This is a genomic window from Olsenella uli DSM 7084, assembly GCF_000143845.1.
GTDB lineage: Bacteria > Actinomycetota > Coriobacteriia > Coriobacteriales > Atopobiaceae > Olsenella > Olsenella uli.
Genome location: NC_014363.1, coordinates 896,815 through 918,892 on the forward strand (window position 1 = coordinate 896,815; position 22,078 = coordinate 918,892).

The 22,078-nt window shown below is 64.5% G+C and carries 19 protein-coding genes; 13 read left to right on the forward strand and 6 right to left on the reverse strand.

All coding sequences use genetic code 11. The annotated features are described in order from the left end of the window. Positions 1 to 9: 9 nt before the first annotated feature. On the forward strand, positions 10 to 672 hold the full coding sequence (locus OLSU_RS03940; RefSeq protein WP_236697215.1) for a 5-formyltetrahydrofolate cyclo-ligase: 663 nt from the start codon (positions 10 to 12) through the stop codon (positions 670 to 672). 511 nt (positions 673 to 1,183) lie between these two features. Here OLSU_RS03940 and OLSU_RS03945 read toward each other — a convergent pair. Further along, the gene (locus OLSU_RS03945; RefSeq protein WP_013251655.1) at positions 1,184 to 2,104 is read right to left on the reverse strand and encodes a ketopantoate reductase family protein; all 921 of its coding nucleotides are present in this window, start codon (positions 2,102 to 2,104) and stop codon (positions 1,184 to 1,186) included. A gap of 346 nt (positions 2,105 to 2,450) precedes the next feature. Between OLSU_RS03945 and OLSU_RS03950 the strand changes: the two genes are divergently transcribed. The 12 genes from OLSU_RS03950 to OLSU_RS04005 all read left to right on the forward strand — a co-directional run bounded on the left by OLSU_RS03950 (position 2,451) and on the right by OLSU_RS04005 (position 18,353). Then, positions 2,451 to 4,118, forward strand: coding sequence for a formate--tetrahydrofolate ligase (locus tag OLSU_RS03950; RefSeq protein WP_041549300.1), 1,668 nt, complete (start codon positions 2,451 to 2,453; stop codon positions 4,116 to 4,118). A gap of 31 nt (positions 4,119 to 4,149) precedes the next feature. Further along, complete coding sequence (locus OLSU_RS03955) at positions 4,150 to 4,788, forward strand: cyclodeaminase/cyclohydrolase family protein (RefSeq protein WP_013251657.1); 639 nt, start codon at positions 4,150 to 4,152, stop codon at positions 4,786 to 4,788. Then, positions 4,773 to 5,627 carry a bifunctional 5,10-methylenetetrahydrofolate dehydrogenase/5,10-methenyltetrahydrofolate cyclohydrolase gene (locus OLSU_RS03960; protein ID WP_013251658.1) on the forward strand — a complete coding sequence of 285 codons (855 nt, stop codon included), beginning with the start codon at positions 4,773 to 4,775 and terminating at the stop codon, positions 5,625 to 5,627. The genes OLSU_RS03955 and OLSU_RS03960 overlap by 16 nt, the downstream gene beginning before the upstream one ends. A gap of 108 nt (positions 5,628 to 5,735) precedes the next feature. Continuing rightward, positions 5,736 to 7,151 (forward strand): bifunctional folylpolyglutamate synthase/dihydrofolate synthase, encoded by a 1,416-nt coding sequence (locus tag OLSU_RS03965; RefSeq protein WP_013251659.1) that lies wholly within the window; start codon positions 5,736 to 5,738, stop codon positions 7,149 to 7,151. 96 nt (positions 7,152 to 7,247) lie between these two features. Beyond that, on the forward strand, positions 7,248 to 7,679 hold the full coding sequence (locus tag OLSU_RS03970; RefSeq protein WP_013251660.1) for a zinc ribbon domain-containing protein: 432 nt from the start codon (positions 7,248 to 7,250) through the stop codon (positions 7,677 to 7,679). An 84-nt stretch (positions 7,680 to 7,763) separates the two neighbouring features. After that, positions 7,764 to 8,534 carry a class I SAM-dependent methyltransferase gene (locus tag OLSU_RS03975; RefSeq protein ID WP_013251661.1) on the forward strand — a complete coding sequence of 257 codons (771 nt, stop codon included), beginning with the start codon at positions 7,764 to 7,766 and terminating at the stop codon, positions 8,532 to 8,534. Between the two features lie 262 nt (positions 8,535 to 8,796). Next, positions 8,797 to 9,738: a hypothetical protein gene (locus tag OLSU_RS03980; protein ID WP_187287201.1), complete on the forward strand. Its 942-nt coding sequence runs from the start codon at positions 8,797 to 8,799 to the stop codon at positions 9,736 to 9,738. A 316-nt stretch (positions 9,739 to 10,054) separates the two neighbouring features. After that, positions 10,055 to 11,809, forward strand: coding sequence for a 1-deoxy-D-xylulose-5-phosphate synthase (locus OLSU_RS03985; RefSeq protein WP_013251663.1), 1,755 nt, complete (start codon positions 10,055 to 10,057; stop codon positions 11,807 to 11,809). A gap of 323 nt (positions 11,810 to 12,132) precedes the next feature. Beyond that, positions 12,133 to 13,899, forward strand: coding sequence for a threonine--tRNA ligase (thrS, locus tag OLSU_RS03990; protein ID WP_013251665.1), 1,767 nt, complete (start codon positions 12,133 to 12,135; stop codon positions 13,897 to 13,899). A gap of 32 nt (positions 13,900 to 13,931) precedes the next feature. Further along, a complete protein-coding gene (locus OLSU_RS09095; RefSeq protein ID WP_049765156.1) occupies positions 13,932 to 14,735 on the forward strand; it encodes a PLP-dependent transferase in 804 nt (267 codons plus the stop codon). Positions 14,736 to 14,918: 183 nt separating this feature from the next. Beyond that, complete coding sequence (gene adhE / locus OLSU_RS04000) at positions 14,919 to 17,540, forward strand: bifunctional acetaldehyde-CoA/alcohol dehydrogenase (RefSeq protein ID WP_013251667.1); 2,622 nt, start codon at positions 14,919 to 14,921, stop codon at positions 17,538 to 17,540. A gap of 36 nt (positions 17,541 to 17,576) precedes the next feature. After that, complete coding sequence (locus tag OLSU_RS04005) at positions 17,577 to 18,353, forward strand: phosphotransferase family protein (protein WP_013251668.1); 777 nt, start codon at positions 17,577 to 17,579, stop codon at positions 18,351 to 18,353. Positions 18,354 to 18,560: 207 nt separating this feature from the next. Here OLSU_RS04005 and OLSU_RS04010 read toward each other — a convergent pair whose 3' ends face one another. From OLSU_RS04010 to OLSU_RS04030, 5 genes are all read right to left on the reverse strand, one after another. Then, entirely contained in the window at positions 18,561 to 19,106 is a 546-nt protein-coding gene (locus OLSU_RS04010) for a dihydrofolate reductase (protein ID WP_013251669.1), read from the reverse strand. A 130-nt stretch (positions 19,107 to 19,236) separates the two neighbouring features. Next, positions 19,237 to 20,085, reverse strand: a complete 849-nt coding sequence (gene thyA / locus OLSU_RS04015) for a thymidylate synthase (protein WP_013251670.1) — start codon at positions 20,083 to 20,085, stop codon at positions 19,237 to 19,239. A gap of 128 nt (positions 20,086 to 20,213) precedes the next feature. Next, complete coding sequence (locus OLSU_RS04020) at positions 20,214 to 20,594, reverse strand: hypothetical protein (protein WP_013251671.1); 381 nt, start codon at positions 20,592 to 20,594, stop codon at positions 20,214 to 20,216. Between the two features lie 85 nt (positions 20,595 to 20,679). Further along, the gene (locus OLSU_RS04025; RefSeq protein ID WP_013251672.1) at positions 20,680 to 21,099 is read right to left on the reverse strand and encodes a (deoxy)nucleoside triphosphate pyrophosphohydrolase; all 420 of its coding nucleotides are present in this window, start codon (positions 21,097 to 21,099) and stop codon (positions 20,680 to 20,682) included. A 180-nt stretch (positions 21,100 to 21,279) separates the two neighbouring features. Then, positions 21,280 to 21,996: an acyl-[acyl-carrier-protein] thioesterase gene (locus OLSU_RS04030; RefSeq protein WP_013251673.1), complete on the reverse strand. Its 717-nt coding sequence runs from the start codon at positions 21,994 to 21,996 to the stop codon at positions 21,280 to 21,282. Positions 21,997 to 22,078 lie beyond the last annotated feature (82 nt).

The following is a 22,078-nucleotide window of genomic DNA, read 5'->3' on the forward strand; positions in this document are numbered from 1 at the left end:
GTGCATGACATGGGGCCGTCGGCAAAGGACCGTAAGGCCACGTTGCGAGTGTGTCTGACGTCCCGTCGGGCTGCCGCCTCCGCTGAGAGACGCGCTGCGGCAGATGCGGCCATCGTGCAACGGGTAGTGCGTCTGCCCGAGTACGCGCGCTCATCTCTCCTGCTCACTTATCTTGCCATGGGCGAGGAGGTGGAGACCCGCGGCCTGATTGGGCGCGCCTGGGCGGACGGTAAGGCCGTGGCGCTCCCGCGCTGCCTGCCGGGCAGACGTCTGGCATGGCAGCGCATCGAATCGCTTGATGGTCTCGTGCGAAGCCCCTTTGGTGTCGAGGAGCCGCCCGACGATCCGGGAGCCCTGGTCGACCTCGGGGCAGCCATGCCGGATGCATGGCCGCCAGACGCGCGGTCGTCAGGTGTGTGGCCGTCAGATGCGTCCGTGTCAGACGTATTGGCCATCGTACCGGGGCTTGCGTTTGACCGGCAGGGCTACAGGGTCGGCTACGGCGGAGGCTTCTATGACACGTTTCTCGCAGGCTTTGGTGGCAGCACGATTGGCCTGTGCCGTTCCGGCCTTCTGAGTGATGATCTGGGGTTGTTGGGCGCCCTTGAGCCCCACGACCTGCCGGTGCAGGTCGTGGTGACGGACACCGAGGCACTCAGGATGGATGCGTGAATGGGAACCCGACGTCATGAGCAAGGATGATACGCGACGGGATGTGCCACGGACGCGTGGACGGGAGTAGATTAACGGTGACCTCAACCTTAGCAACATGAGGTGTGCCACGGACGCGTGGACGGGAGGGGAATTTTTGTGAGCCGTTCCAGAGAGGCCACTCACAGAAGTTCACCACGTGTCCGGAATTTAGGCCTTGTTGGATGGCTGAGGAGGAATTGTGAGCGGTGCCAGCGCAACCACTCACAAAGATTCCCCTGGCATCCTCTGAATGCAAAAAAATGGATGGGAGAAGAACCTTTGTGAGTTGCGTTCACGACTCCGCTCACAGTAGCTCATCTCCCATCCCGAGAAGATAAAAAAGCGGACGTCACACGAACTTTTGTGAGTTGGCTGTCACAGGCCATCGCCATCACAGGCCGCCGCCACGACTTGCCATCACGGGCTGTCATATGAAGGTCACCACGCCAGAAGCTGCCGTTCGCGGTGCTGCCGTTCGTGGGGGCGAGGCCTACTGCCCGAAGGACTGCTGCTCGGCCTGGACCAGGCGAGTGAGCACCAGGTTCACGGGCGTGGGGATGCCATGGCGCTTGCCACCCTCCACGATGGCGCCGTTGATTGCCTTGACCTCGGTCCGACCGCGATGCTCGATGTCCTGGAGCATGGAGCACTTGGTGACTGCAGCCGAGACGGTGACGTCAACCACATGCCGGTAGATGCCGTCGTAGTCAATGTCGATGCCCTCTGCGCGGGCGACGGCGGAGAACTCCTCCACGGCCAGGCGCTGAATCTCTCCCGCAGGCTCTATGGAGTGGGTCTCCCCATTCTTGAGGCGGGCAAGGGCTCCGATGGCATTGATGCCCACGTTGACGGCGAGCTTGGTCCACACCAGGGAGTTCACGTCTTCGACGCAGTTGACGATGAAGCCGCCTGTGCGCAGGAGATCGGCCAGGCGATTGATGCGCTCCGTAATGCCGCCTGCGTACTCGCCGATGGAAATTTCGCCCGTGGCCGTGCCACGCGTCTTGCCCGGCTCGTACATGGTGGCGCCGAAGGTGGTGGTGCCCACGCAGGTGCGCTCCTCGCCCACGACGGAGGAGATGGTCTCGTAGTTGCCCACTCCATTCTGCAAGGTGAGGACCGTCGTGTTGTCCCCGATGATCTTGAGGCAATCGCGTGCGGCGGTGACGTTGTCGTAGGACTTGACGGTGAACATGATGAGGTCGGGGTCGGGCACGTCCTCGATGCGGCTCGTGATGGGGACGTCCAGGACCTCTGTTTCGTCTCCGCGGGTCACGGAGAGGCCCCTCTCTTGGATGGCGCTTACCACCTCGGGACGGATCTCCACCAAGGTGACGTCCTGTCCACTCTTGTAGAGGATGGAGCTAAAGAGGGTGCCGATGGAACCGGCACCGACAACGGCGATCTTCACGGTACGCTGCCTTTCTGTCGAGGGAGACGGTCGAGGGCGATGGTAGCAAAGCACTCACCCGCCTCCTCCGGTCGCAGGCGGCTTTCTAACACGCCAGACATGTTGCATGCCTTTGGGGCGGTGAGGGATACGGGGCATGCGGAGCTGCGAGATGCCTCGCGTGCGCGCCTTCGCGCATGTCCCTGCGTGTCACCCGTTTGTTGCCGCCTTCGTACGCTTTATGGAATCGGGAGTACCCTGTGCGTCTTTGTGTGCACAATGGTCCGTGGTCAGTCGTCCCGTGAAATTCGGTAACCATTGGTGCCGCCAGGTGCCATAAAGCGAGGGAGAGCCCGCCATGAACACCATGCATACGTCAGACATCGAGATCGCCCAGGGAGCAACGATGCTTCCCATAGGCGAGGTCGCACGACGGGCGGGGCTCCCTGAGGGCATGCTCGAGCCGTATGGTCGCACCAAGGCGAAGGTTGACGTCCATTCGCTCGGAGACCTCCCCCAACGAGGCAAGCTGGTCCTGGTGACAGCCATCAACCCCACGCCCGCAGGCGAGGGCAAGACCACCACTTCGATTGGGCTGGCGGATGCCATGAATCGCCTGGGTCACCAAACCATGCTGGCCCTGCGCGAGCCGTCGCTGGGTCCCGTCTTCGGTGTCAAGGGTGGTGCTGCCGGTGGCGGCTACGCCCAGGTCGTTCCCATGGAGGACATCAACCTGCATTTCACGGGCGACTTCCACGCTATCGGGGCGGCGAACAACCTCTGTGCCGCCATGCTCGACAACCACATCAAGCAGGGCAACGCCTTGGGGATCGATCCTCGTCGCGTGACCTGGAGGCGCTGCGTGGACATGAACGACCGCCAGCTCAGGAACATCGTCGACGGACTGGGCGGTGCAGCCAACGGCATGCCTCGCGAGGATGGTTTCGACATCACCGTCGCCTCCGAGGTCATGGCCGTCTTCTGCTTGGCTACCGACCTCGCAGACCTCAAGGCCCGCCTGGGCCGCATGGTCGTGGCCTACACCTTCGATCGCAGGCCCGTCACCGTCCACGACATCCGCGCCGAGGGAGCCATGTGCGTACTTCTCAAGGACGCCATCAAGCCCAACCTGGTCCAGACGCTCGAGGGTAATCCCGCCTTTGTCCACGGTGGCCCGTTTGCGAACATCGCCCACGGGTGCAACTCCGTTGAGGCGACTACTACAGCCCTCAAGCTTGCTGACTACGTCGTGACCGAGGCCGGCTTCGGTGCGGACCTCGGTGCCGAGAAGTTCCTGGACATCAAGTGTCGCGCTGCGGACCTCAGGCCCAGCGCCGTCGTCGTCGTCGCGACCGTCCGCGCCCTCAAGTTCAACGGCGACGTTCCCAAGGCACGACTGGGCGAGGAGAACCTCGGCGCCCTCGAGGCGGGCCTTCCCAACCTACTGCGTCACGTGGGCAACATCCGTGACGTCTGGGGGCTGCCCGTCGTCGTGGCCATCAACGCCTTCCCCACGGACACGGCAGCGGAGCTTGCCCTCGTGGAGCGCAGGTGCAGCGAGCTGGGTGTGAGCGTCGCCCTCTCCGAGGTCTGGGCCAAGGGAGGTGCCGGTGGCGAGGCTCTGGCCGAGGAGGTTGTGCGCCTGTGTGATGCGCCCAATGACTTCCGCTTCGCCTACGACGTGGACGACACGATTGAGGCCAAGCTCGATGCCATCGCAACGAAGGTCTACCATGCCGACGGCGTCGATCTCACGCCAGCCGCACGCAGGCAGCTTGACCAACTCGAGGGACAGGGCTTTGGCAACCTGCCCATCTGCGTCGCCAAGACCCAGTACTCTTTCACGGACGACCAGTCTAAGCTCGGCGCACCCGAGGGTTTCCGCATCACGGTCCGTAACCTCAAGGTGTCAGCGGGTGCCGGCTTCGTCGTCGCGCTCACGGGCGACATCATGACCATGCCAGGACTGCCGAAGGTCCCTGCGGCGGAAGAAATCGACGTCATGGAGGACGGCAGGATCGTCGGGCTGTTCTAGCCCGCGCATTCCAGCCTGCAGGAGGTATTGCATGGTCAACGACTATGAGCTCGTCGACTTCCTCGACGCGCTCGCATCCCGGAACTCGACTCCCAGCGGGGGTGGCGCCACGGCCGTCGTGGGCTCCATGGCCGTGTCCTTAGGCGAGATGGTGGCAAACCTGACCGTCGGCAAGGCCTGCTATGCGGACGTCCAAGGGCGCATAGCGACCATCGTCGTGCGCGCCGAACAGGTGCGTTCCCGCCTCATACAGCTGATGGACGAGGACGAGTGTGCCCTCGCGCCTCTGCTTGCCGCTTATGCGCTCCCGCATGGCACTGCATCCGAGGCTGACGAGCGCACCCTTCGCATGGAGGAGGCCCTGCGCGGGGCCTGTGGTCCTCCGATTGGGGTCATCGAGGCGATCCATGAGGCCCTTTCGCTCTTCGATGAGCTTGCATGCATAGGCTCCCGCATCGCGCTCTCTGACGTCGGGGTCGCTGCATCCTTCGCCACTGCCGCACTCAGGGGTGCGAGCCTGAACGTCCTCGTCAACACGAGCATGATGGCGGACCGCACTTACGCTGAGCGCCTCAACGCTCGCACGAGGGAGCTGGTTTCTGATGGCTGCGAGCGTGCGGAACGCATCTTTCTCGACGTGGAGGGGGAGATGACATGTCCCAGGAGCTGACGGGGGCGCCCGTGGCTCAGGCCGTCATGGAAGGCCTCCGGCCTCGCATCGCGGCACTTGCCCGGGATGGCGTGTCTCCCAAGCTCGCGATTGTGCGGGTGGGCGAGCGCTCCGGCGACCTCTCCTACGAGCGTGGCGCCTGCAAGCGCTGCTCCTCCCTGGGCATTGAGGTCGAGAAGATCGTCCTGCCAGGCGACACACCGCAGATCCAGTTGGAGCATGCTATCGAGTGCGTGAGCGGGGACGGGTCCGTCCACGGCTGCCTCCTCCTTCGCCCGCTTCCCCGGACGCTGGATGAGCGGCGGGTCGCCTTCTTGCTTTCCGTCGAGAAGGACGTGGACTGCCTGACGGACGGCTCTCTCGCCGGCGTGTTCGCTGGGCGCCCCACGGGCTTTCCCCCCTGCACCGCCGAGGCCGTCGTGCTCATGCTTGAGCATTATGGCTGTGGGCTGCGCGGTGCGGACGTCGTGGTCGTAGGGCGTTCCCTGGTGATCGGCAGACCAGTCGCCATGATGCTGCAGGCCAGGAACGCCACCGTGACCATGTGCCACACCAAGACACACGGCCTTGCCGAGAAGTGCCGCGCGGCGGACGTCCTTGTCGTCGCGGCGGGTCACGCCCGTGTCGTGGGGGCTGACTTCGTCCGCGACGGCCAGACGGTCATTGACGTCGGCATCAACCGGGATGAGGTGACAGGTAAGCTATGTGGCGATGTGGACTACGACACCGTGGCACCGATCGTCTCGGCCATTTCGCCCGTCCCGCGCGGAGTGGGCTCCGTCACCACGGCCGTCCTTGCCAAGCACGTCATCGAGGCGGCCGAACGCTCCTGCACATGAGGGGGCATGTCGCCTTGGGGACTGCGCGTCACGCACCGGCGCCAGACCGTGCCGTCACCTACTGCGTTGTCAAATGCTGCCAAAGCGTGTAAGGGGTTCCACTCAGCCATGTATACCGTACCGTTTGACGTGCCTACGCTCGACTACGCGGGCGCCTTGGACAAGCTCAGGTCCACGCTCAGGTTCGGCATCCAGCCCATGCTCGAGAGCGTCGAGGACATGCTCTCTGAGCTGGGCGATCCTGACCTCGCGTTCGAGAGCGTCCAGATCGCCGGCACCAACGGCAAAACCTCGACCTCCCGCTATGCCCAGGCCATCCTCATGGGCGAGGGAAGGCGTACGGGGCTCTACACCTCGCCCGAGCTGGTGAGCTACACCGAGCGCATGGAGATCATGGGACGGCCCGTGGACGAGGGGGCCTTCGCCCACGGCATCTCCGCGGCCGTCGAGGCGGGCCGCCGCATGAACCAGAGGCGCACGTCAGCGGGGGAGCGTCCCTACGACATCACGGAGTTCGACCTGCTGACGGTGGCTGCCTGCGTGGTCTTTGCCGAGGCCTCTCTCGACGTCGTCGTGCTGGAGTGCGGCATGGGCGGGCGCTGGGATGCCACGAGTGCCGTCAAGTCCGTCCGTGCCGTGGCCGTCACGGGTGTGGGCCTTGATCACACGCGCATCCTGGGCGACACCCTCGAGAAGATCGCCGTCGAGAAGGCGGCCATCATCAGGCGGGGACGTGGTTGCGTGCTGGGCGTCGGCACGGCGACACCCGACAGCGTCGAGGATGTGTTCCTGACCCGCTGCGCCGAGGAGGGCGTCGAACCCGTGCTTGTGAGGCCCGTTGACCCAAAGGATGCCGAGGGCGAGATGCATCCCGGCGTGCCGCGCGACCACGCGGGGCTCCCGCATGCCTTCTACCGGATCATCCGCCGTCCCAAGCGCCTGGGCTTTCCCATGGAACTCTCCGTTGCCTACGAGGGCGAGCGCTACCTTGAGCTCGCGGCCCTGAAGCCAACCTACCAGGCCGCAAACGTCGCCTGCGCCATCGCCCTGGTCCGCAGCTACCTGGGGAACTCGGTGGGGGTGCTTGGCCGAGAGGCCCTGTACGACGCTGTCGTCACTTGCCCTACGCCCGGTCGCTTCCAACTGCTGCGGGCGGACCCGCCCCTGCTCATCGACGCCTGCCACAACCCCCAGTCGGTCCAGGCCTTCCTCGCGGCGGTGCGGCAGATAGAGCCCGACGTGCCCGCCCGTCCGACGCTGCTCTGCGCCGTGCTGGCCGACAAGGACGTGGAAGGCATCGTGGGGTTGCTCGCCTCCGAGTTCCCCCGCGTCGCGCTCACGCAGACCTCCTCGCCGCGCGCTCTCCCGCACGATGAGCTGGCCCGTCGCTTCTCGGATGCGGGGGCCGCGGTCTGTGGAGGCTATCCCACGGTGGCCGAGGCGCTTGCCGCCCTTTGTGGAGATTCGCTCGTCGCCTGTGGGTCCATCACGCTGGCGGGTGAGGTTGCGGCCCTCGTGCGCTAGGTTCTGGTACAATCGCCAGAGCGTTGACTAGGATTGGAGAGGGTGCGGCATGCACGGGGCCGTACCGCTCAATGACTGCAAAGGAGCGAAAGCTCGATGTCTGACCTTCTTGACCAGCTCATCACGCCCGAGGTCCGTATGGTGCTCTACCTGATGGTCGCCTGCGTCGTGATGCTCTACATCCTGTCGATCGTCTACGTCATCCGTGATGCCCAGCGCCGTGGCGCAGAGCCCTGGTGGCTCTGGGCGGTCATCTCGGTCATCCCCATCGTGGGCCTGCTCGCCTACGTCATCCTGCGTCCCAGCTCCTACCTGGTGGACCGCGAGGAGCAGGACCTCGACATCGCCCTGCGCGAGCATCAGCTCTCGCACTATGGCATCTGCCCCAAGTGCGGTGCCCCCATCGACCGCGACTTCGTGGTGTGCCCCATCTGCAACACGCAGGTCAGGAACGTCTGCCCCACCTGCCATCGTCCGCTCAACGCGGACTGGAAGGTCTGCCCCTATTGTCGTACGCGCATCCAGTAGTGACGATCACGGCAGTAGCCCCGTTCGTCTCCTGAGCCCGTCGGCCCGCTGCCGGCGGGCCTTTTCATATGAGAGGAGCGACACGTGAACGCAGATGCGGAACGGCTGAAGGCGGCCTGGGAGGGTGAGGAGCGCATCGCCCACGTCCATGGGTGGGACTTCTCCCACATCCGCGGCAGGTACGTGGAAGAGGACGACCTGCCGTGGGACTTCGCAGAGGTCATCCAGGGGTATCGCAACGACGGCATGCGGTTGCTGGACATGGAGACCGGGGGCGGCGAGTTCCTGCTCTCGCTCGGCCACCCCAGCGGCAACACGGCGGCGACCGAGGGCTATGGGCCCAACGTGGAGTTGTGCAGGGAGGTCCTGCTGCCGCTGGGGATTGACTTCAGGGAGGCAGACGGGAGCGACAGGATCCCCTTTCCCGACGAGAGCTTCGACATCGTCACGAACCGGCATGGCGACTATGACGTCGCGGAGCTGTGGCGCGTGCTGAGGCCGGGCGGGTTGTTCCTCACCCAGCAGGTAGGGGCCGAGAACGACAGGGAGCTGGTACGGCTCCTCCTCCCGCACGCCACGGAGCTGCCCTATCCCGAGCAATACCTTGACGCGCGGCGGTCGGAGCTCCTCGGGAGGGGCTTCGAGGTGCTGGAGGGGGGCGAGGCCCATCGACCTATCCGGTTCTTCGACGTAGGGGCCCTCGTCTGGTTCGCACGGGTTGTCGAGTGGGAGTTCCCGGGCTTCTCCGTCGAGAGCTGCTTCGAGCGGCTGTGCGTAGCGCAGGAGACGCTCGAGAGAACGGGTGCGATCGAAGGCAGCATCCACAGGTTCTATGTCGTGGCGAGAAGAAAGTGACGGGTGAACCCCGCTCCTTGCCTCATCCGCACCCCCTCTCTTGGGACATTTTTTAAAAAGCGCTGCTGCCGCCTGTTTCCTGCCAGCTCGAGAAGGCCATCCGGCAAGTCTCGCGCAAGGGATCTCGAGTGGGAGAAGAAACGGTATCCGAGCCACCGATAATTCGCCACTCCCTATGGCACGCGCAATGCATCTGGGCTACACCTTTCTCATGGATACCTTGGCAATCGTTGGCATGTCGGCCCTGCAAATCATTCGTGGCATGCGAGAGAGTGAAGCGCGGATAGAGCGGACGACCCTGTCCTCGCCAGAAGGTCTTGTCTCCGGCGTGAGGCAGGCAGAGCACCTTGGCGTGGGGATGGATGCCGCTGGCGAACACCCGCTCTGTCTGCTTGTGCCGCGCGGGGCCGTGAGGTCGCGCAGCCCCCGCGCCAAGCTCATGACATGGACGGGAGAGATTCCTCCCGACTCATTCATGCGCATGGACGGTCTGGCGCGGAAGGCGAAGCCCGGGCAGATCCTCGTAGCCTCCCCAGAACTCTGCGCGCTTACGATGGCCCGCGAGCTTGACCTGCCCCAACTAGTGCTTCTCGTTAGCGAGCTCTGTGGGGACTTCTCAGTTTGCAGCGATGGAGATGCGTTCGTCCCTCGCCCACCCGTCTCGACCATCGAGCGCATCGAGGGCTATGTTCGCGCATCTGCCGGGGCCTATGCCGTCGATCACCTGCGGCGTGCGTTAGCGTGGTCGGCTGGGGGCGCATTCTCGCCCATGGAGGCGATAGTGCGGGTATGGCTTTGTCTCGACGTGCGACTGGGTGGCTTTGGATGCGGGCGACCGGAGACCAACATGAACGTGTCCGTGGGCGAGGGCTATGGAGCGGGCACTGTCGATAACGTGGTCCGGTACCTGGATCTTGGCTGGCGCGATCGGTTCTTCGGCGTGGAGTGCGATGGCGGGCAGCACGACGCCAGCTCCGCCGCCTTCAGGGACATACAGCTAGGGCGTGTGGGCTTTCGCGAACGGCGTATCACATGGCGACAGATGAGCAGCTACAATACCGCCTGCGCGTTTGGGGGCCTGGTCAGGCAGGAGCTGGGTCTCTCCTCTCGCCCCACTGATACGCCAGCGTATGCAGGGAAGCGTCTGCGCCTTTGGAAGTCCCTCGTTTCGTCCCCTTGGGCGGCTCTACAGATGCGCGACTAGGTGACAAGGTAGTCTACGAGGATGTTAAAGTAACAAAAATGACTGAGGGGATTTTGGTACTTTTATACGTTCGTGCAGGTAGATACCTATAAATTATCGAAAGTAACAAAAGTCCCTGAGAGACTTTTGTTACTTCACTGCCGCCCCGCCGCTGGTGGCACTCCGATCACACCGCGCCTCGCTGCCCGGCTTGGCTTGTTGTGGAGGATCTTGGTGCCCGCATACGCCAGGCTCCGACCGGGAACACGGGAAGGGATGGTGTTCCGCCCGGAGGAGCGATGTTTCCATCCACCGTCCGCCACGAGAAAGGCATCGCATGTACCTAGAGCAGATTGACGGGCCGGCCGACCTCAAGGGCCTTGGCGCCGAGGGAAGACGCGTCCTCGCTCAGGAGGTCCGCGATGCGCTGTTGGCCAAGGCAAGCGCCCATGGAGGGCACTTCGGTCCCAACTTCGGCTTTGTCGAGACGACGATAGCCCTCCACACGGTCTTCGACTCCCCGCGAGACCGCCTCGTCTTCGACGTGTCCCACCAGACCTACACCCACAAGATGCTGACGGGCCGCAAGGAGGCGTTCCTCTCGTCCGAGCACTACGACGACGTCTCGGCCTACAGCAATCCTGACGAGACGGACCACGACCTCTTCAAGGTGGGGCACACCTCGACCTCGGTGAGCTTGGCTCTGGGCCTGGCCAAGGCCCGTGACGTCCTGGGTGGCTCGGAGAACGTCGTTGCCATCATCGGCGACGGCTCGCTCTCGGGCGGGGAGGCCCTCGAGGGACTCAACGCTGCGGCCGAGCTGGGCAGCAACTTCATCGTGGTGGTCAACGACAACCAGATGTCCATCGCCGAGAACCACGGCGGCCTCTACAGGGGGCTTGCCGAGCTGCGCCGCACCAGGGGCGAGGCTCGGGACAACCTCTTCCGCGCCATGGGCTTCGACTACCGCTACGTGGCCGATGGCAACGACTGCGAGGCGCTCATCCCCGTCCTCGAGGAGGTCCACGGCATCCGGCATCCGGTGGTCGTCCATGTCAACACCTTCAAGGGCAAGGGCTATGCGCCCGCCGAGGCCGACAAGGAGGCCTGGCACTGGCACATGCCCTTCGACATCGAGACGGGCGAGAGCCACCCCTCCTCCCGCGAGAGCTATGCCGCCCTGGCGGGAGAGTACCTCCTCGAGCGGTCCCAAAGTGACGAGTCCCTGCTCGTCGTCGCCTCGGGCGTTACCAGTGCCTTGGACATGAACCCCCGCCGCCGCCGCGCGCTGGGCGCCCATTACGTCGACGTGGGCATCGCCGAGGAGGCGGCCGTCGCGCTTGCGTCGGGTGCCGCCAAACGTGGTGCCAACGTGGTCTGGGGCACTGCGGCCACCTTCATCCAGCGCAGCTACGACCAGCTCTCCCAGGACCTCGCCATCAACGGCAACCCGGCGACCATCGTCGGTGCAAACGGGTCCGTCTGGGGCATGAGCGACGTCACGCATGCCGCGTTCTACAGCATCCCGCTGATAGCCAACATCCCCGACATCGTCTACCTCGCACCGACCAACGCCGAGGAGTACCTCTCCATGCTCGCCTGGTCCCTTGACCAAAGGGAGCATCCGGTCTACATCGCCGTCCCTGGCGGTCCCGTCACGCATGCCAGTCGCCCCGTGCGCAGCGACTTCTCCCAGACCGACCGCTACGAGGTCGTCCGCAGGGGCTCGCGCGTCGCCGTGCTCGCGCTCGGCGACTTCTTCGCTTTGGGCGAGGAACTCGCGGATGGGCTCGCCGAGGAGCTGGGCATCCGGGCAACCCTCGTGAACCCCCAGTTTGCCTCGGGCCTGGACAGGGCCTTGCTCGACGAGCTTGCCAAGGACCACGAGCTCGTCGTCACCCTTGAGGACGGCTCGCTCGACGGCGGCTTTGGCGGGCGCATCGCCCGACACCTCGGCGCCACGCGCACGCGCGTCGCATGCTTCGGCTTCGAGCGCGCGTTCTATGACCGCTACGACGCGGCGGAGCTCATGCGCGAGGCTCACCTCACGCCTGACCAGCTGTGCCGAGATGTGCGGGAGCTGCTGGCGTAGCTGGGGAGAATGCAAGTTCTTCTCGGCAGGCAGTCGAGAGTGTTGTATGGTGGTCCCGTCGGAAGTGCCGGGCACGGTCGTGCCCGAGGTGACGGAGGGTCTCTTTACATGTCCAAGCACGCAGCGGAACGCCTGCAGGGCGGTACGGTCTCCCACATGGCTGACCAGCGCGGTACCCTCCCGGCCCGAACTCAGACTATCTAGGCGCGTGTCCTTTTCACCTGGTCTAGCGGCCATGCGGCATGCGCCACAGATGCTCGCCGCCACGCTCGTGGCGCGCGGGCCTTTCTTTTCCCGTTGACGCCACAAGAGAGGTTTGTCACATGAAGGCTCTGTTCAACGACGGCCACGTCGGCGAGGTCCCCGAGAACGAGGAGCTCCACGTCATCCGTCACTCGGCTGCGCACATCATGGCGCAGGCCATCAAGCGCCTCTACCCCGAGGCGGACTTCGCCTTTGGCCCCGCTACCGACAATGGCTTCTACTACGACATCGACCTGCCCGAGGGCACGAAGATCTCCGACGATGACCTCCCGGCGATCGAGGCCGAGATGCGCAAGATCACGAAGGAGAACCTCAGGTTCGAGACCTACGAGCTCCCCCGGGAGGATGCCATCCGCCACATGGAGGAGCGGGGCGAGAAGTACAAGGTCGAGCACATCGGCGATCTTCCCGATGACGCTCGCATCACCTTCTACAGGCAGGGCGAGTACGTCGACATGTGCGTGGGACCGCATCTCACCTACACCAAGGCGCTCAAGGCATTCAAGCTCACGGGCGTCAGCGGTGCCTACTGGAGAGGTGACAGCGCCAACAAGATGCTGACGCGCGTGAACGGCGTCGCCTTCCGCAGCAGGGAGGAGCTTCTCGAGCACGAGCGTCTGCTCGCCGAGGCCGAGAAGCGCGACCACCGCAAGATCGGCAAGGAGATGGGCCTCTTCATGATGTCCGAGGCAGGCCCCGGCTTTCCGTTCTGGCTCCCCAATGGCATGCGCGTGCGCAACGCCCTCATGGACTATTGGCAGGAGATGCAGGACAGGTTTGGCTACGAGCAGGTCCAGACCCCCATCATCCTGTCCCGCACCTTGTGGGAGACCTCGGGCCACTGGGACCACTACAAGGACAACATGTACACCACGCAGATCGATGACGAGGACTTCGCCATCAAGCCGATGAACTGCCCCGGAGCCTGCCTGGTGTACAAGAGCAAGCCGCGCTCCTATCGCGACCTGCCCCTCAAGCTCGCCGAGGCCGGTCTCGACCACCGCCACGAGCTCAAGGGCGCGCTGCACGGCCTCTTCCGCGTCCGCGAGTTCACGCAGGACGACGCCCACCTCTTCATCCGCCCGGACCAGATCACCGAGCAGGTCACGGACACCGCGCACCTGATCACCACCTACTACGCCCAGTTTGGCTTCCCCTACCACGTCGAGCTCTCCACCCGCCCCGAGGACTCCATGGGTTCCGACGAGGACTGGGAGCGTGCCGAGCAGGGCCTGCGCGACGCCCTCGACTCCATGGGGGTCGACTACATCGTCAACGAGGGCGACGGCGCCTTCTACGGCCCCAAGATCGACTTCCACCTGCAGGACTGCCTGGGCCGCACCTGGCAGTGCGGCACCATCCAGCTGGACTTCCAGCTGCCGCACAACTTCCAGCTCGAGTACACGGCCCCCGACGGCTCAAAGCAGCAGCCCATCATGATCCACCGCGCGGGCTTCGGCTCCTTCGAGCGCTTCATCGGCATGCTCATCGAACAGTACGAGGGCAAGTTCCCCACCTGGCTCTCTCCCTGCCAGGTCAAGGTCCTTCCCGTATCCGAGAAGACCCGCGACTACGCGCTCGAGGTCGCACGCACGCTGCGCGCTGCGGGCGTGCGCGTCAAGGTGGACGTGCGCGACGAGAAGATCGGCTACAAGATCCGCGAGGCCCGCTCCGCAGATCGCGTGCCCTACATGCTTATCCTCGGCGAGAAGGAGGCCGAGGCGAACAACATCTCGGTGCGCGACCGCTCGAACGAGACGCACCAGGCCACGCTCGAGGACTTCGTCACCGAGATCACGGCGGAGATCCGCGATCGCCGCGGCTAGCGGTCCGGCGAACCCCCGCGCCCATGGAACGCGTGAATCCCAGACACCGGCAAGCCGAACCCGGACGTGCCATCTGTGCGCGCCTGGGCGACCCTGGCGGCCTCACGCGGCTCGTGAGCGCCACGACGTCCCAGCTCCTTGATTCGCTGGCTTACTCAGGCGTGCCCTATCGGGTAGCCGCCCCCTTGGGCGGCGTTCCCGTGCACGCCTGGGACCTGCGCGCCCTCGCGGCCGATGCAGCCCGGGACGGATCGCTTCTCGTCGTCGACAACAGCCTGACCACCTCCTTCGGCTGTGCCGCCCTCGGGCGCGGTGCGGACGTGGCCTTCGAGGGAGCCTGCGCCTTGCAGGCACGCGACGGTGACTCCCCGACCGATGGCGGGGGAGGGGGGAGCCCGCTCCTTTTCGTGAGCGGCGCACGGGGGAGGGGCCGCCTGGCGGTCGAGGCCCTTCCCCTCGACGATGCGCCGCCGGTGGTATGGGAGGCGCTCCTCGCGACCGAGGGGGAGCGCGAGCGTAGGCGTCGCAGTGCGAACGATGCGGCGCAGGTCGTCGCAAGCTACCTCAGGTGCCATCCGGCCGTCGCCCACGTCTGGTATCCCGGTCTCAGGGATGATCCCTCGCATGCGGCGGCGGCCTCGATTTTGAGCAATGGCTTTGGGCCGCTCGTCGACTTCGCCCTGCGGGATGGCTGGCGACTCGTGACCGACGCCCCCCTCGTCCAGGGACTTCTGGATCGGCTCCCCACCCATGCACAGTTCCGCCTGCGCTGTCCGGCGGGCGCCGCGCGCCCCCTGGTCATGGGACTCGAGTGCGCCCTCGTGCGCCAGGGCTGACCGCCTGGTGCCACTCGCTTGCGCATCAAGTTGACCACTGGTGGATGCTCAACTCACACTCGCAGCTGTATTTCAAGCTCATTTAGGCGAACGGTCCTCCATAACCTCGTCACATCTGCGACAATGTCAGACGTCCCTCGGGACGGCATCATCCACGTTGCTATCCACAGGTATGGAGGAAGCATGGCAAAGGCCGAGAAAGTCATTGACAGCGTCGACGCCCTCACGGAGCGAATCACCGCGATGCGCGCCGCGCAGGCTGAGTTCGCCACGTTCAGCCAGGAGCAGGTTGACAGGATCTTCTACGCCGCGGCCATGGCCGCAGACAAGGCTCGCATCCCCCTCGCGAAGCTTGCCGTCGAGGAGACCCAGATGGGCCTCGTCGAGGACAAGGTCATCAAGAACCACTACGCCTCCGAGTACATCTACAACAAGTACAAGAGCATGAGGACCTGTGGCGTCATCGAGGAGGACAAGGCCTTCGGCTTCAAGAAGATAGCCGAGCCCATCGGCATCGTCGCGGCCGTCATCCCCACCACCAACCCCACCTCGACGGCCATCTTCAAGTCGCTCATCTGCCTGAAGACGCGCAACGCCATCATCATCAGCCCACACCCGCGTGCCAAGCAGTGCACCATCGAGGCCGCGCGCGTCGTGCGCGACGCCGCCGAGGCGGCCGGCCTGCCCAAGAACATCATCAGCTGGATCGACGTGCCCTCGCTCGCCCTCACCAATGAGCTCATGCACTCCTGCGACACCATCCTCGCCACCGGCGGCCCCGGCATGGTGACTGCCGCCTACAGCTCCGGTAAGCCCGCATTGGGCGTCGGACCGGGCAACAATCCCGCCATCATCGACGATTCTGCGGACGTCGAGCTCTCCGTCAACTCGATCATCCACTCCAAGACCTTCGACTACGGCATGATCTGCGCCACCGAGCAGAACGTCATCGTCCTGGACAAGGTCTATGACGCCGTCAAGGCCGAGTTCCAGAAGCGCGGCTGCTACTTCCTGAAGAAGGACGAGGCCGAGAAGGTCGTCAACCTGGTCATCCAGGAGTCAGGCGCCGTCAACGCCGCCATGGTCGGAAAGAGCGCCTCCTGGATCGCCGAGCAGGCCGGTGTCAGCGTGCCCAGGTCCACGAAGGTCCTCATCGGCGAGACCTCGTCCGTCGACCCCTCCAACCGTTGGGCTCACGAGAAGCTGACCACCATCCTGGGCATGTACCGTGCCAAGGACTTCGATGACGCCATTGCCAAGGCAAGCAAGCTCATCGCCGATGGCGGCTACGGCCACACCAGCTCCCTCTTCTGCGACGTCAACGAGACCGAGAAGCTCGCGCGCCACGCCCAGGCCATGAAGACCTGCCGCATCCTGGTCAACACCCCGGCTGCGCAGGGCGGCATCGGCGACATCTACAACTTCATGATGACCCCGTCGCTCACCTTGGGTTGTGGCTCCTGGGGCGGTAACTCCGTCTGCGGCAACGTGGGTGCCGCCAACCTCATCAACATCAAGAGCGTGGCTGAGAGGCGTGAGAACATGCTGTGGCTCCGTACCCCTGAGAAGGTCTACTTCAAGAAGGGCTGCATGCCCGTCGCCCTGCGCGAGCTCTCCGAGGTCTACGGCAAGAAGCGCTGCTTCGTCGTCACCGACCAGTTCCTCTACAAGAACGGTTTTACCAAGAAGGTCGAGGAGTCCCTGGACGAGCAGGGGATCTTCCACTCCAGCTTCTGGAACGTCGAGCCCGACCCCTCCCTGCAGTCCGCCCTCGAGGGCCTCGAGCAGATGAGGGCCTTCGAGCCCGACTGCATCATCGCCATGGGTGGTGGCTCCGCCATGGACTGCGGCAAGATCATGTGGTCCCTCTATGAGAACCCCGACGAGAAGTTCGAGGACATGTCCGCCGACTTCATGGACATCCGCAAGCGCGTCTACACCTTCCCCAAGATGGGCAAGAAGGCCTTCTTCGTCGCCATCCCGACCTCCTCGGGCACTGGCTCCGAGGTCACGCCGTTCGCCATCATCACGGACAAGACCACGGGGGTGAAGTGGCCCATCACGGACTACGAGCTCATGCCCAACATGGCCATCGTCGACACCGACAACATGATGACCCAGCCCAAGGGCCTGACCTCCGCCTCCGGCGTTGACGTCCTGACGCACTGCCTCGAGGCCTATGTCTCGGTCATGGCCTCGGACTACACCGATCCCATGGCACTGCAGGGCATGCAGCTCGTCTTCGACTACCTGCCCCGCGCCTACGACAATCCCAACGACATCGAGGCCCGCGACCACATGGCCAACGCCTCCTGCCTTGGCGGCCTTGCCTTCGCCAACGCCTTCCTGGGCATGAACCACTCCATGGCCCACAAGCTCGGCGCCTTCCATCACATCCCCCATGGCTGGGCCAATGCCGTCATCCTCACGCGCGTCATGCGCTACAACTCTGCGGAGCGGCCGACCCGCATGGGCACCTTCCCGCAGTACGACCACCCCAAGACGCTGCAGCGCTATGCGCAGGCCGCCCGCTTCTGCGGTGTCACCGGCAAGGACGATGCCGAGGTGTTCGAGAAGTTCGTCGCCAAGATCGGCGAACTCTTTGACTACGTGGGCGTCAAGCACACGATCGCCGAGTACGGGGTCGACGAGAAGTACTTCCTCGACAGCCTCGATGCGATGACCGAGCAGGCATTCAACGACCAATGCACCGGCGCCAACCCGCGCTACCCCCTCATGAGCGAGATGAAGGAGCTCTACCTCGATGCCTACTATGGCCGCGAGGCAAGTACCTACGAGGACTAGTCACATACGCTGATGCCCTGAAAGGTGAGGCCCATCATGAAGCTTTCTGACAGCAAGGTCGAGATCGTCAAGCGTGGCAACAAGGTCGTCTACCATGACGACGAGCGCCTGGTGAAGGTGTTCAACAGCGAGAAGCCTGCCGCAGACGTGTTCAACGAGGCCCTCAACAACGCGCGCGTCGAGGGGACGGGCGTTCGCGCCGCCGAGATCCTTGAGGTCTCGCGCGTCGAGGAGGGCGAGCACAAGGGTTCCTGGGCGCTCGCCACTCGCTTCATTCCCGGCAAGACCCTCCATGAGCTTGCCGCTGCGGACGCATCCAACGCCGATCGCTACCTCACCCAGCTCGTCGACCTCCAGGCGGAGATCCACTCGTTCGAGGCGCCCCTGCTGAACCGGCAGAAGGACAAGCTCGCACGCATGATTTCAAAGTGCAAGGCCATTGATCCCACGACCCGCTACGACCTCGAGATGCGCGTCGATGGCATGCATTCGGGCACCAGGGTCTGCCATGGCGACTTCATCCCATCAAACGTCATACTCAGCGAGGATGACGGGCAGCTCTACCTCTGTGACTGGGCGCATGTCACCGCGGGCCTGCCAGAGGTCGACGCGGCGATGACCTTCCTGCTCTTCAACGTTGAGTATCCCGAGAGCGCCCAGCGCTACCTCGACATCTACTCCGAGCGCACCGATACCCCGAAGCAGGTCATCTACTACTGGCTCCCGGTTGTCGCGGCAGCCGAGCTCTCGCGTGAGCGCAAGGTGAACGAGGACCTCCTCAAGCACTGGGTCCAGGTCGGCGACTACGAGTAGGGGCGTGTGCCGCGCAGCGTGTGCCGTCCACCGCGCTGACAGGCCTGATTGCTAGGCGCGGCATCGAGTCATCATAAGCGGGGGTCCGGAACGCCGGACCCCCGCTTTTCGGCTCGCTCGCCGTGTCCGATGGCCTTCGTCGACCCATCGTGCCTGCCGCTATCGCCGGGCATGCAGTACTTGCTGGTCCGCCGCAGCTGCCGCGCGCTACGACCGCCGCTCGTAGGTGACGAACGAGAAGGACACCCCTTCGGGGGTCACTCCGCCAGGCTGGGAGTCAGCAATCTGCCAGGCTGGGTTCTCGTCGAGGTTGGGGAAGTACGCATCTGCCTCCACGACGGTATCGTTCTTGGTGACGTACGCCCTGGAGCAGCGGGGGAGAAGGGCACGGTAGACGCTTTCGCCGCCAATGAGCCAGACCTTCCCGTCGCCCTCGCCCACGACGGCTCGAAGCGCATCCTCCGGCGTGGTGTACACCTCGTAGCCCGTGCCTCCCCCTCCGCCAGCGTCTCGTCCCGCGCCGTCCGAGCGAGGGTAGCCTGCGCGCTCATAGTGGGCATCATGCGTGATGACCACGTTCCGGCGTCCGACAAGCGGTCCCTTGGGGAAGCTCTCGAAGGTGGTTCGCCCCATGAGGACGGTGCCACCGCGTGTGAGTTCGACGAAGCGGTGCATGTCGGCACGGTTGCGCACGAGCAGGCGCCCGTTGTTGCCGATACCCCAGTCGCTCGTGACGGAGACGATGGCGTTCATGCTGCTCCTTGTCTGTTTTCGGACGGTGCTTCGACCAGCACTCTTGGCAGTGATGGCGCTTGGGCGATGCCTCCGGCCAGCGATGGGCAACCCGGGTGGCACCCCCTTGGCCAGTGGCGGGGATGGGGGGCTACACGGCAATGGGGATGTCCTTGACCTGCGGACCGTGGTTGTAGTCGCAGACGATGAGGTCGTCGGTCGTGAAGTCGTAGAAATCGTGCACGTCAGGCCTGAGGCTCACCTTGGGTGCGGGGTAGGTCGGCCGCGCGATGAGCTCGCGCACGATGTCCACGTGACGGTCATAGATGTGCGCGTCAGAGATCATGTGGACCAGCTCGCCGGCGACCATGTCATTTGTCTGCGCGACCATCATGAGGAGGATGGCGTACTGGCAGACGTTCCAGTTGTTTGCGGCTAGGATGTCCTGGCTACGCTGAACGAGCAGCATGTTCAGGGACGGGCGCTCCTCTCCGGGCGTCTGCGTCACGTTGTAGATGACGTTGAAGGCACAGGGGTAGAGGTTCATCTCGGAAAGGTCCGCGAAGGTGTACGTGGAGGTCATGATGCGCCTGCTGTATGGATTGCTCCTGAGGTCGAAGAGGACGCGGTCCATCTGGTCCATGTCGCCCTCGGGATAGTGCGATTTCTGGGCGATCTGGTAGCCGTAGGCCTTGCCGATGGAACCCGACTCGTCGGCCCACTCGTCCCAGATGTGTGAGCTGAGGTCATGGATGTTGTTGGACTTCTTCTGGTAGATCCAGAGCACCTCGTCCATGGCACTCCTGAGGGCCGTGCGGCGCAACGTGAGAGCGGGAAACTCCTCGCGCAGGTCATAGCGGTTGCATACGCCAAACTGCTTGATGGTGTAGGCGGGCGTGCCGTCCTCCCAGTGCGGGCGGACCCTCTGACCCTCGGTCGTCGTGCCGCGCTCGATGATGTCCGTGCACATCCGGACAAAGATGTCATCGGCTCTGCTCATGCTGTCGCCTCCGTGCGTCGCGTGGTCGAAGGGGCCTGTGGAAGGATCCGTGGAGGGGGCTCGCACGGAAAGGCCGGGATATGAAGAGATCGAGATATGGGGGTTTCCTCGGTGTGGCGCAAAGGGCCCTAGGACAGGCTGCTGGTCGAGAGGGTCCCCGAGCCATATCCCGAACCAAGCCTGCCGTCCTCCCGCACGAGCTCCTCGAGCCTCTCGTACACGTCCCCGTCGTCGTAGTCGTCGTAGCGGCGGCGACCATAGTCGTAATCGTCGTACAGGCCGTTGTTGATGCCATACGCTACCGCCGTGATCATGTCGCTGACACAGCTGCCCACGCTCAGGGAGAGCGCGAGGAGCGCCGCGAGGCCCACCGCCGCAATGACATAGGGCTTGGAGCCGGAGTTGGCGTTGTCGGCTGAGGTCGTGGCCGAGGCCGTCTCGATGATGGGGGTGCCGGCCTGCTGGTGCTCGGTTGCTTGCGAGCAGGTGCTCTCAGTCTCTGCTGCCATGTCTGGTCCTTTCGTAGCGAGTGCCCCAAAGGGCACGGGTGCGTGTTGGGTGCGCTCCCTGCAGTTCACCTGCGCTCCGTGGGGCCTAGAGGTGCGCCACGGAGAAGATCTCCTCCCATGCGACGCCCAGACCCATGACGAGGCCACGGTCCGCGGGGAGCCACTCCACTGACATGAGGTCGTCTCGGCCCATCCAGCGGGTGTCCCTGTGCTCGAGCGATTGGGGCTCCTCACCCTCGGCGAGCGTCGCCACGTAGCAGTCCATGTGCAGGTGGAAGTCGGGGTAGTCGTAGTCCACGGTGTCCAGGTACCACATCGTAGAGAGCTTGCAACCCAGCTCCTCCCGGACCTCGCGCCTGAGCGCGGACTCCGCTGTCTCACCGGGCTCGACCTTCCCGCCGGGGAACTCCCAGCCGCCCGCTAGCGCACCGCATCCACGCTGCGCGCAGAAAACCCGCCCGTTGCGTTCGATGATGGCCGCAACCACGTGGATCGTCTCTGCCATTGGGTATCCTTTCGTTCGGCGCACCACCCGATTCTACCCGTGTGGCCGTGCCAGGCGCCCCTTTCGGGCGAGCCCACAGAAGCACAGCGCAATTGGCAAGCGATTATGGGGGGCCGAGATGCCTATCCCGCCTATCGCTTCCTGGTCACTCTCGACTCCGACGCGTCCGACTAGGGAGTCTCACGCGTCCTGCAGCATCACGGTGGCGAAGGGTCCTCCCTCCGGGCGCGAGAGCTCGACGGTGCGGCCCGACGCACAGGAGGACACCCGTGGCACGATCGTGTCGCCGGAGAGGGCCATGCTCTGGTACTGCACGGATATGCGGTGCAGGTCAAGGGAGATGCCCAGCTCGTCGAGGGCCGCGAGGGCCATGGAGATATAGCGTGCGTTGTTGACGTGGCGGTTGGTGTCGAGCTGCTGCTCGTCCACGACGATGGGACTCGTCTCGACGAAGGGCCCCTCGACGGGGATCCTGCGTCGTGTCGCAGGCATGTCGAGACGCCCCTCCCCAGACAGGTAGGCCCTCTGAGAGTCAGGGATGCGCACGGGGCGGCATGCCTCGGTGTCGAAGACGAACCAGAGGGAGTCAGCTCGCACGAGGGTGTTTCCGACCTGGTCGTTGATGGTGAAGTTACGTGACGCCAGGGCACGCCTGAGCCCGTAGCACCAAGTGCTCACGGTGATGTCGTCACCGAAGGAGGGGAGTTCGCCTATCTCTATCTGCCAGGCCGAGATGAACCACGCGTAATGGTCGGCCGCCATCCTGGCCAGTCCCAGCCCCAGGCTCTCGGAGTGGAACGTCGAGCAGTCCTGCAGGTAGTTGACCAGACCCAGGATCGAGAGCCGACCCGTCTCGTCGCATTCGCTGTAGCGAACGCGGCTGTCGAATGAGTACATGGGACCTCCGTCCGTGTCGTCCGTACGCGAGCAATTATGCCCCTTGCACGTGGCACAGCTTGCGAAATCGACGTATCCTGAA

Coding starts and splice junctions, on each gene's coding strand:
- OLSU_RS03950 (WP_041549300.1), top strand. CDS start 2,451: ATGCATACGTCAGACATCGAGATCGCCCAGGGAGCAACGATGCTTCCC.
- OLSU_RS03970 (WP_013251660.1), top strand. CDS start 7,248: ATGTCTGACCTTCTTGACCAGCTCATCACGCCCGAGGTCCGTATGGTG.
- OLSU_RS04025 (WP_013251672.1), bottom strand. CDS start 21,099: ATGGCAGAGACGATCCACGTGGTTGCGGCCATCATCGAACGCAACGGG.
- OLSU_RS03955 (WP_013251657.1), top strand. CDS start 4,150: ATGGTCAACGACTATGAGCTCGTCGACTTCCTCGACGCGCTCGCATCC.
- OLSU_RS04030 (WP_013251673.1), bottom strand. CDS start 21,996: ATGTACTCATTCGACAGCCGCGTTCGCTACAGCGAATGCGACGAGACG.
- OLSU_RS03940 (WP_236697215.1), top strand. CDS start 10: ATGGGGCCGTCGGCAAAGGACCGTAAGGCCACGTTGCGAGTGTGTCTG.
- OLSU_RS03980 (WP_187287201.1), top strand. CDS start 8,797: ATGCGAGAGAGTGAAGCGCGGATAGAGCGGACGACCCTGTCCTCGCCA.
- adhE (WP_013251667.1), top strand. CDS start 14,919: ATGGCAAAGGCCGAGAAAGTCATTGACAGCGTCGACGCCCTCACGGAG.
- OLSU_RS04010 (WP_013251669.1), bottom strand. CDS start 19,106: ATGAACGCCATCGTCTCCGTCACGAGCGACTGGGGTATCGGCAACAAC.
- OLSU_RS03965 (WP_013251659.1), top strand. CDS start 5,736: ATGTATACCGTACCGTTTGACGTGCCTACGCTCGACTACGCGGGCGCC.
- thyA (WP_013251670.1), bottom strand. CDS start 20,085: ATGAGCAGAGCCGATGACATCTTTGTCCGGATGTGCACGGACATCATC.
- thrS (WP_013251665.1), top strand. CDS start 12,133: ATGAAGGCTCTGTTCAACGACGGCCACGTCGGCGAGGTCCCCGAGAAC.
- OLSU_RS04005 (WP_013251668.1), top strand. CDS start 17,577: ATGAAGCTTTCTGACAGCAAGGTCGAGATCGTCAAGCGTGGCAACAAG.
- OLSU_RS04020 (WP_013251671.1), bottom strand. CDS start 20,594: ATGGCAGCAGAGACTGAGAGCACCTGCTCGCAAGCAACCGAGCACCAG.
- OLSU_RS03960 (WP_013251658.1), top strand. CDS start 4,773: ATGTCCCAGGAGCTGACGGGGGCGCCCGTGGCTCAGGCCGTCATGGAA.
- OLSU_RS03985 (WP_013251663.1), top strand. CDS start 10,055: ATGTACCTAGAGCAGATTGACGGGCCGGCCGACCTCAAGGGCCTTGGC.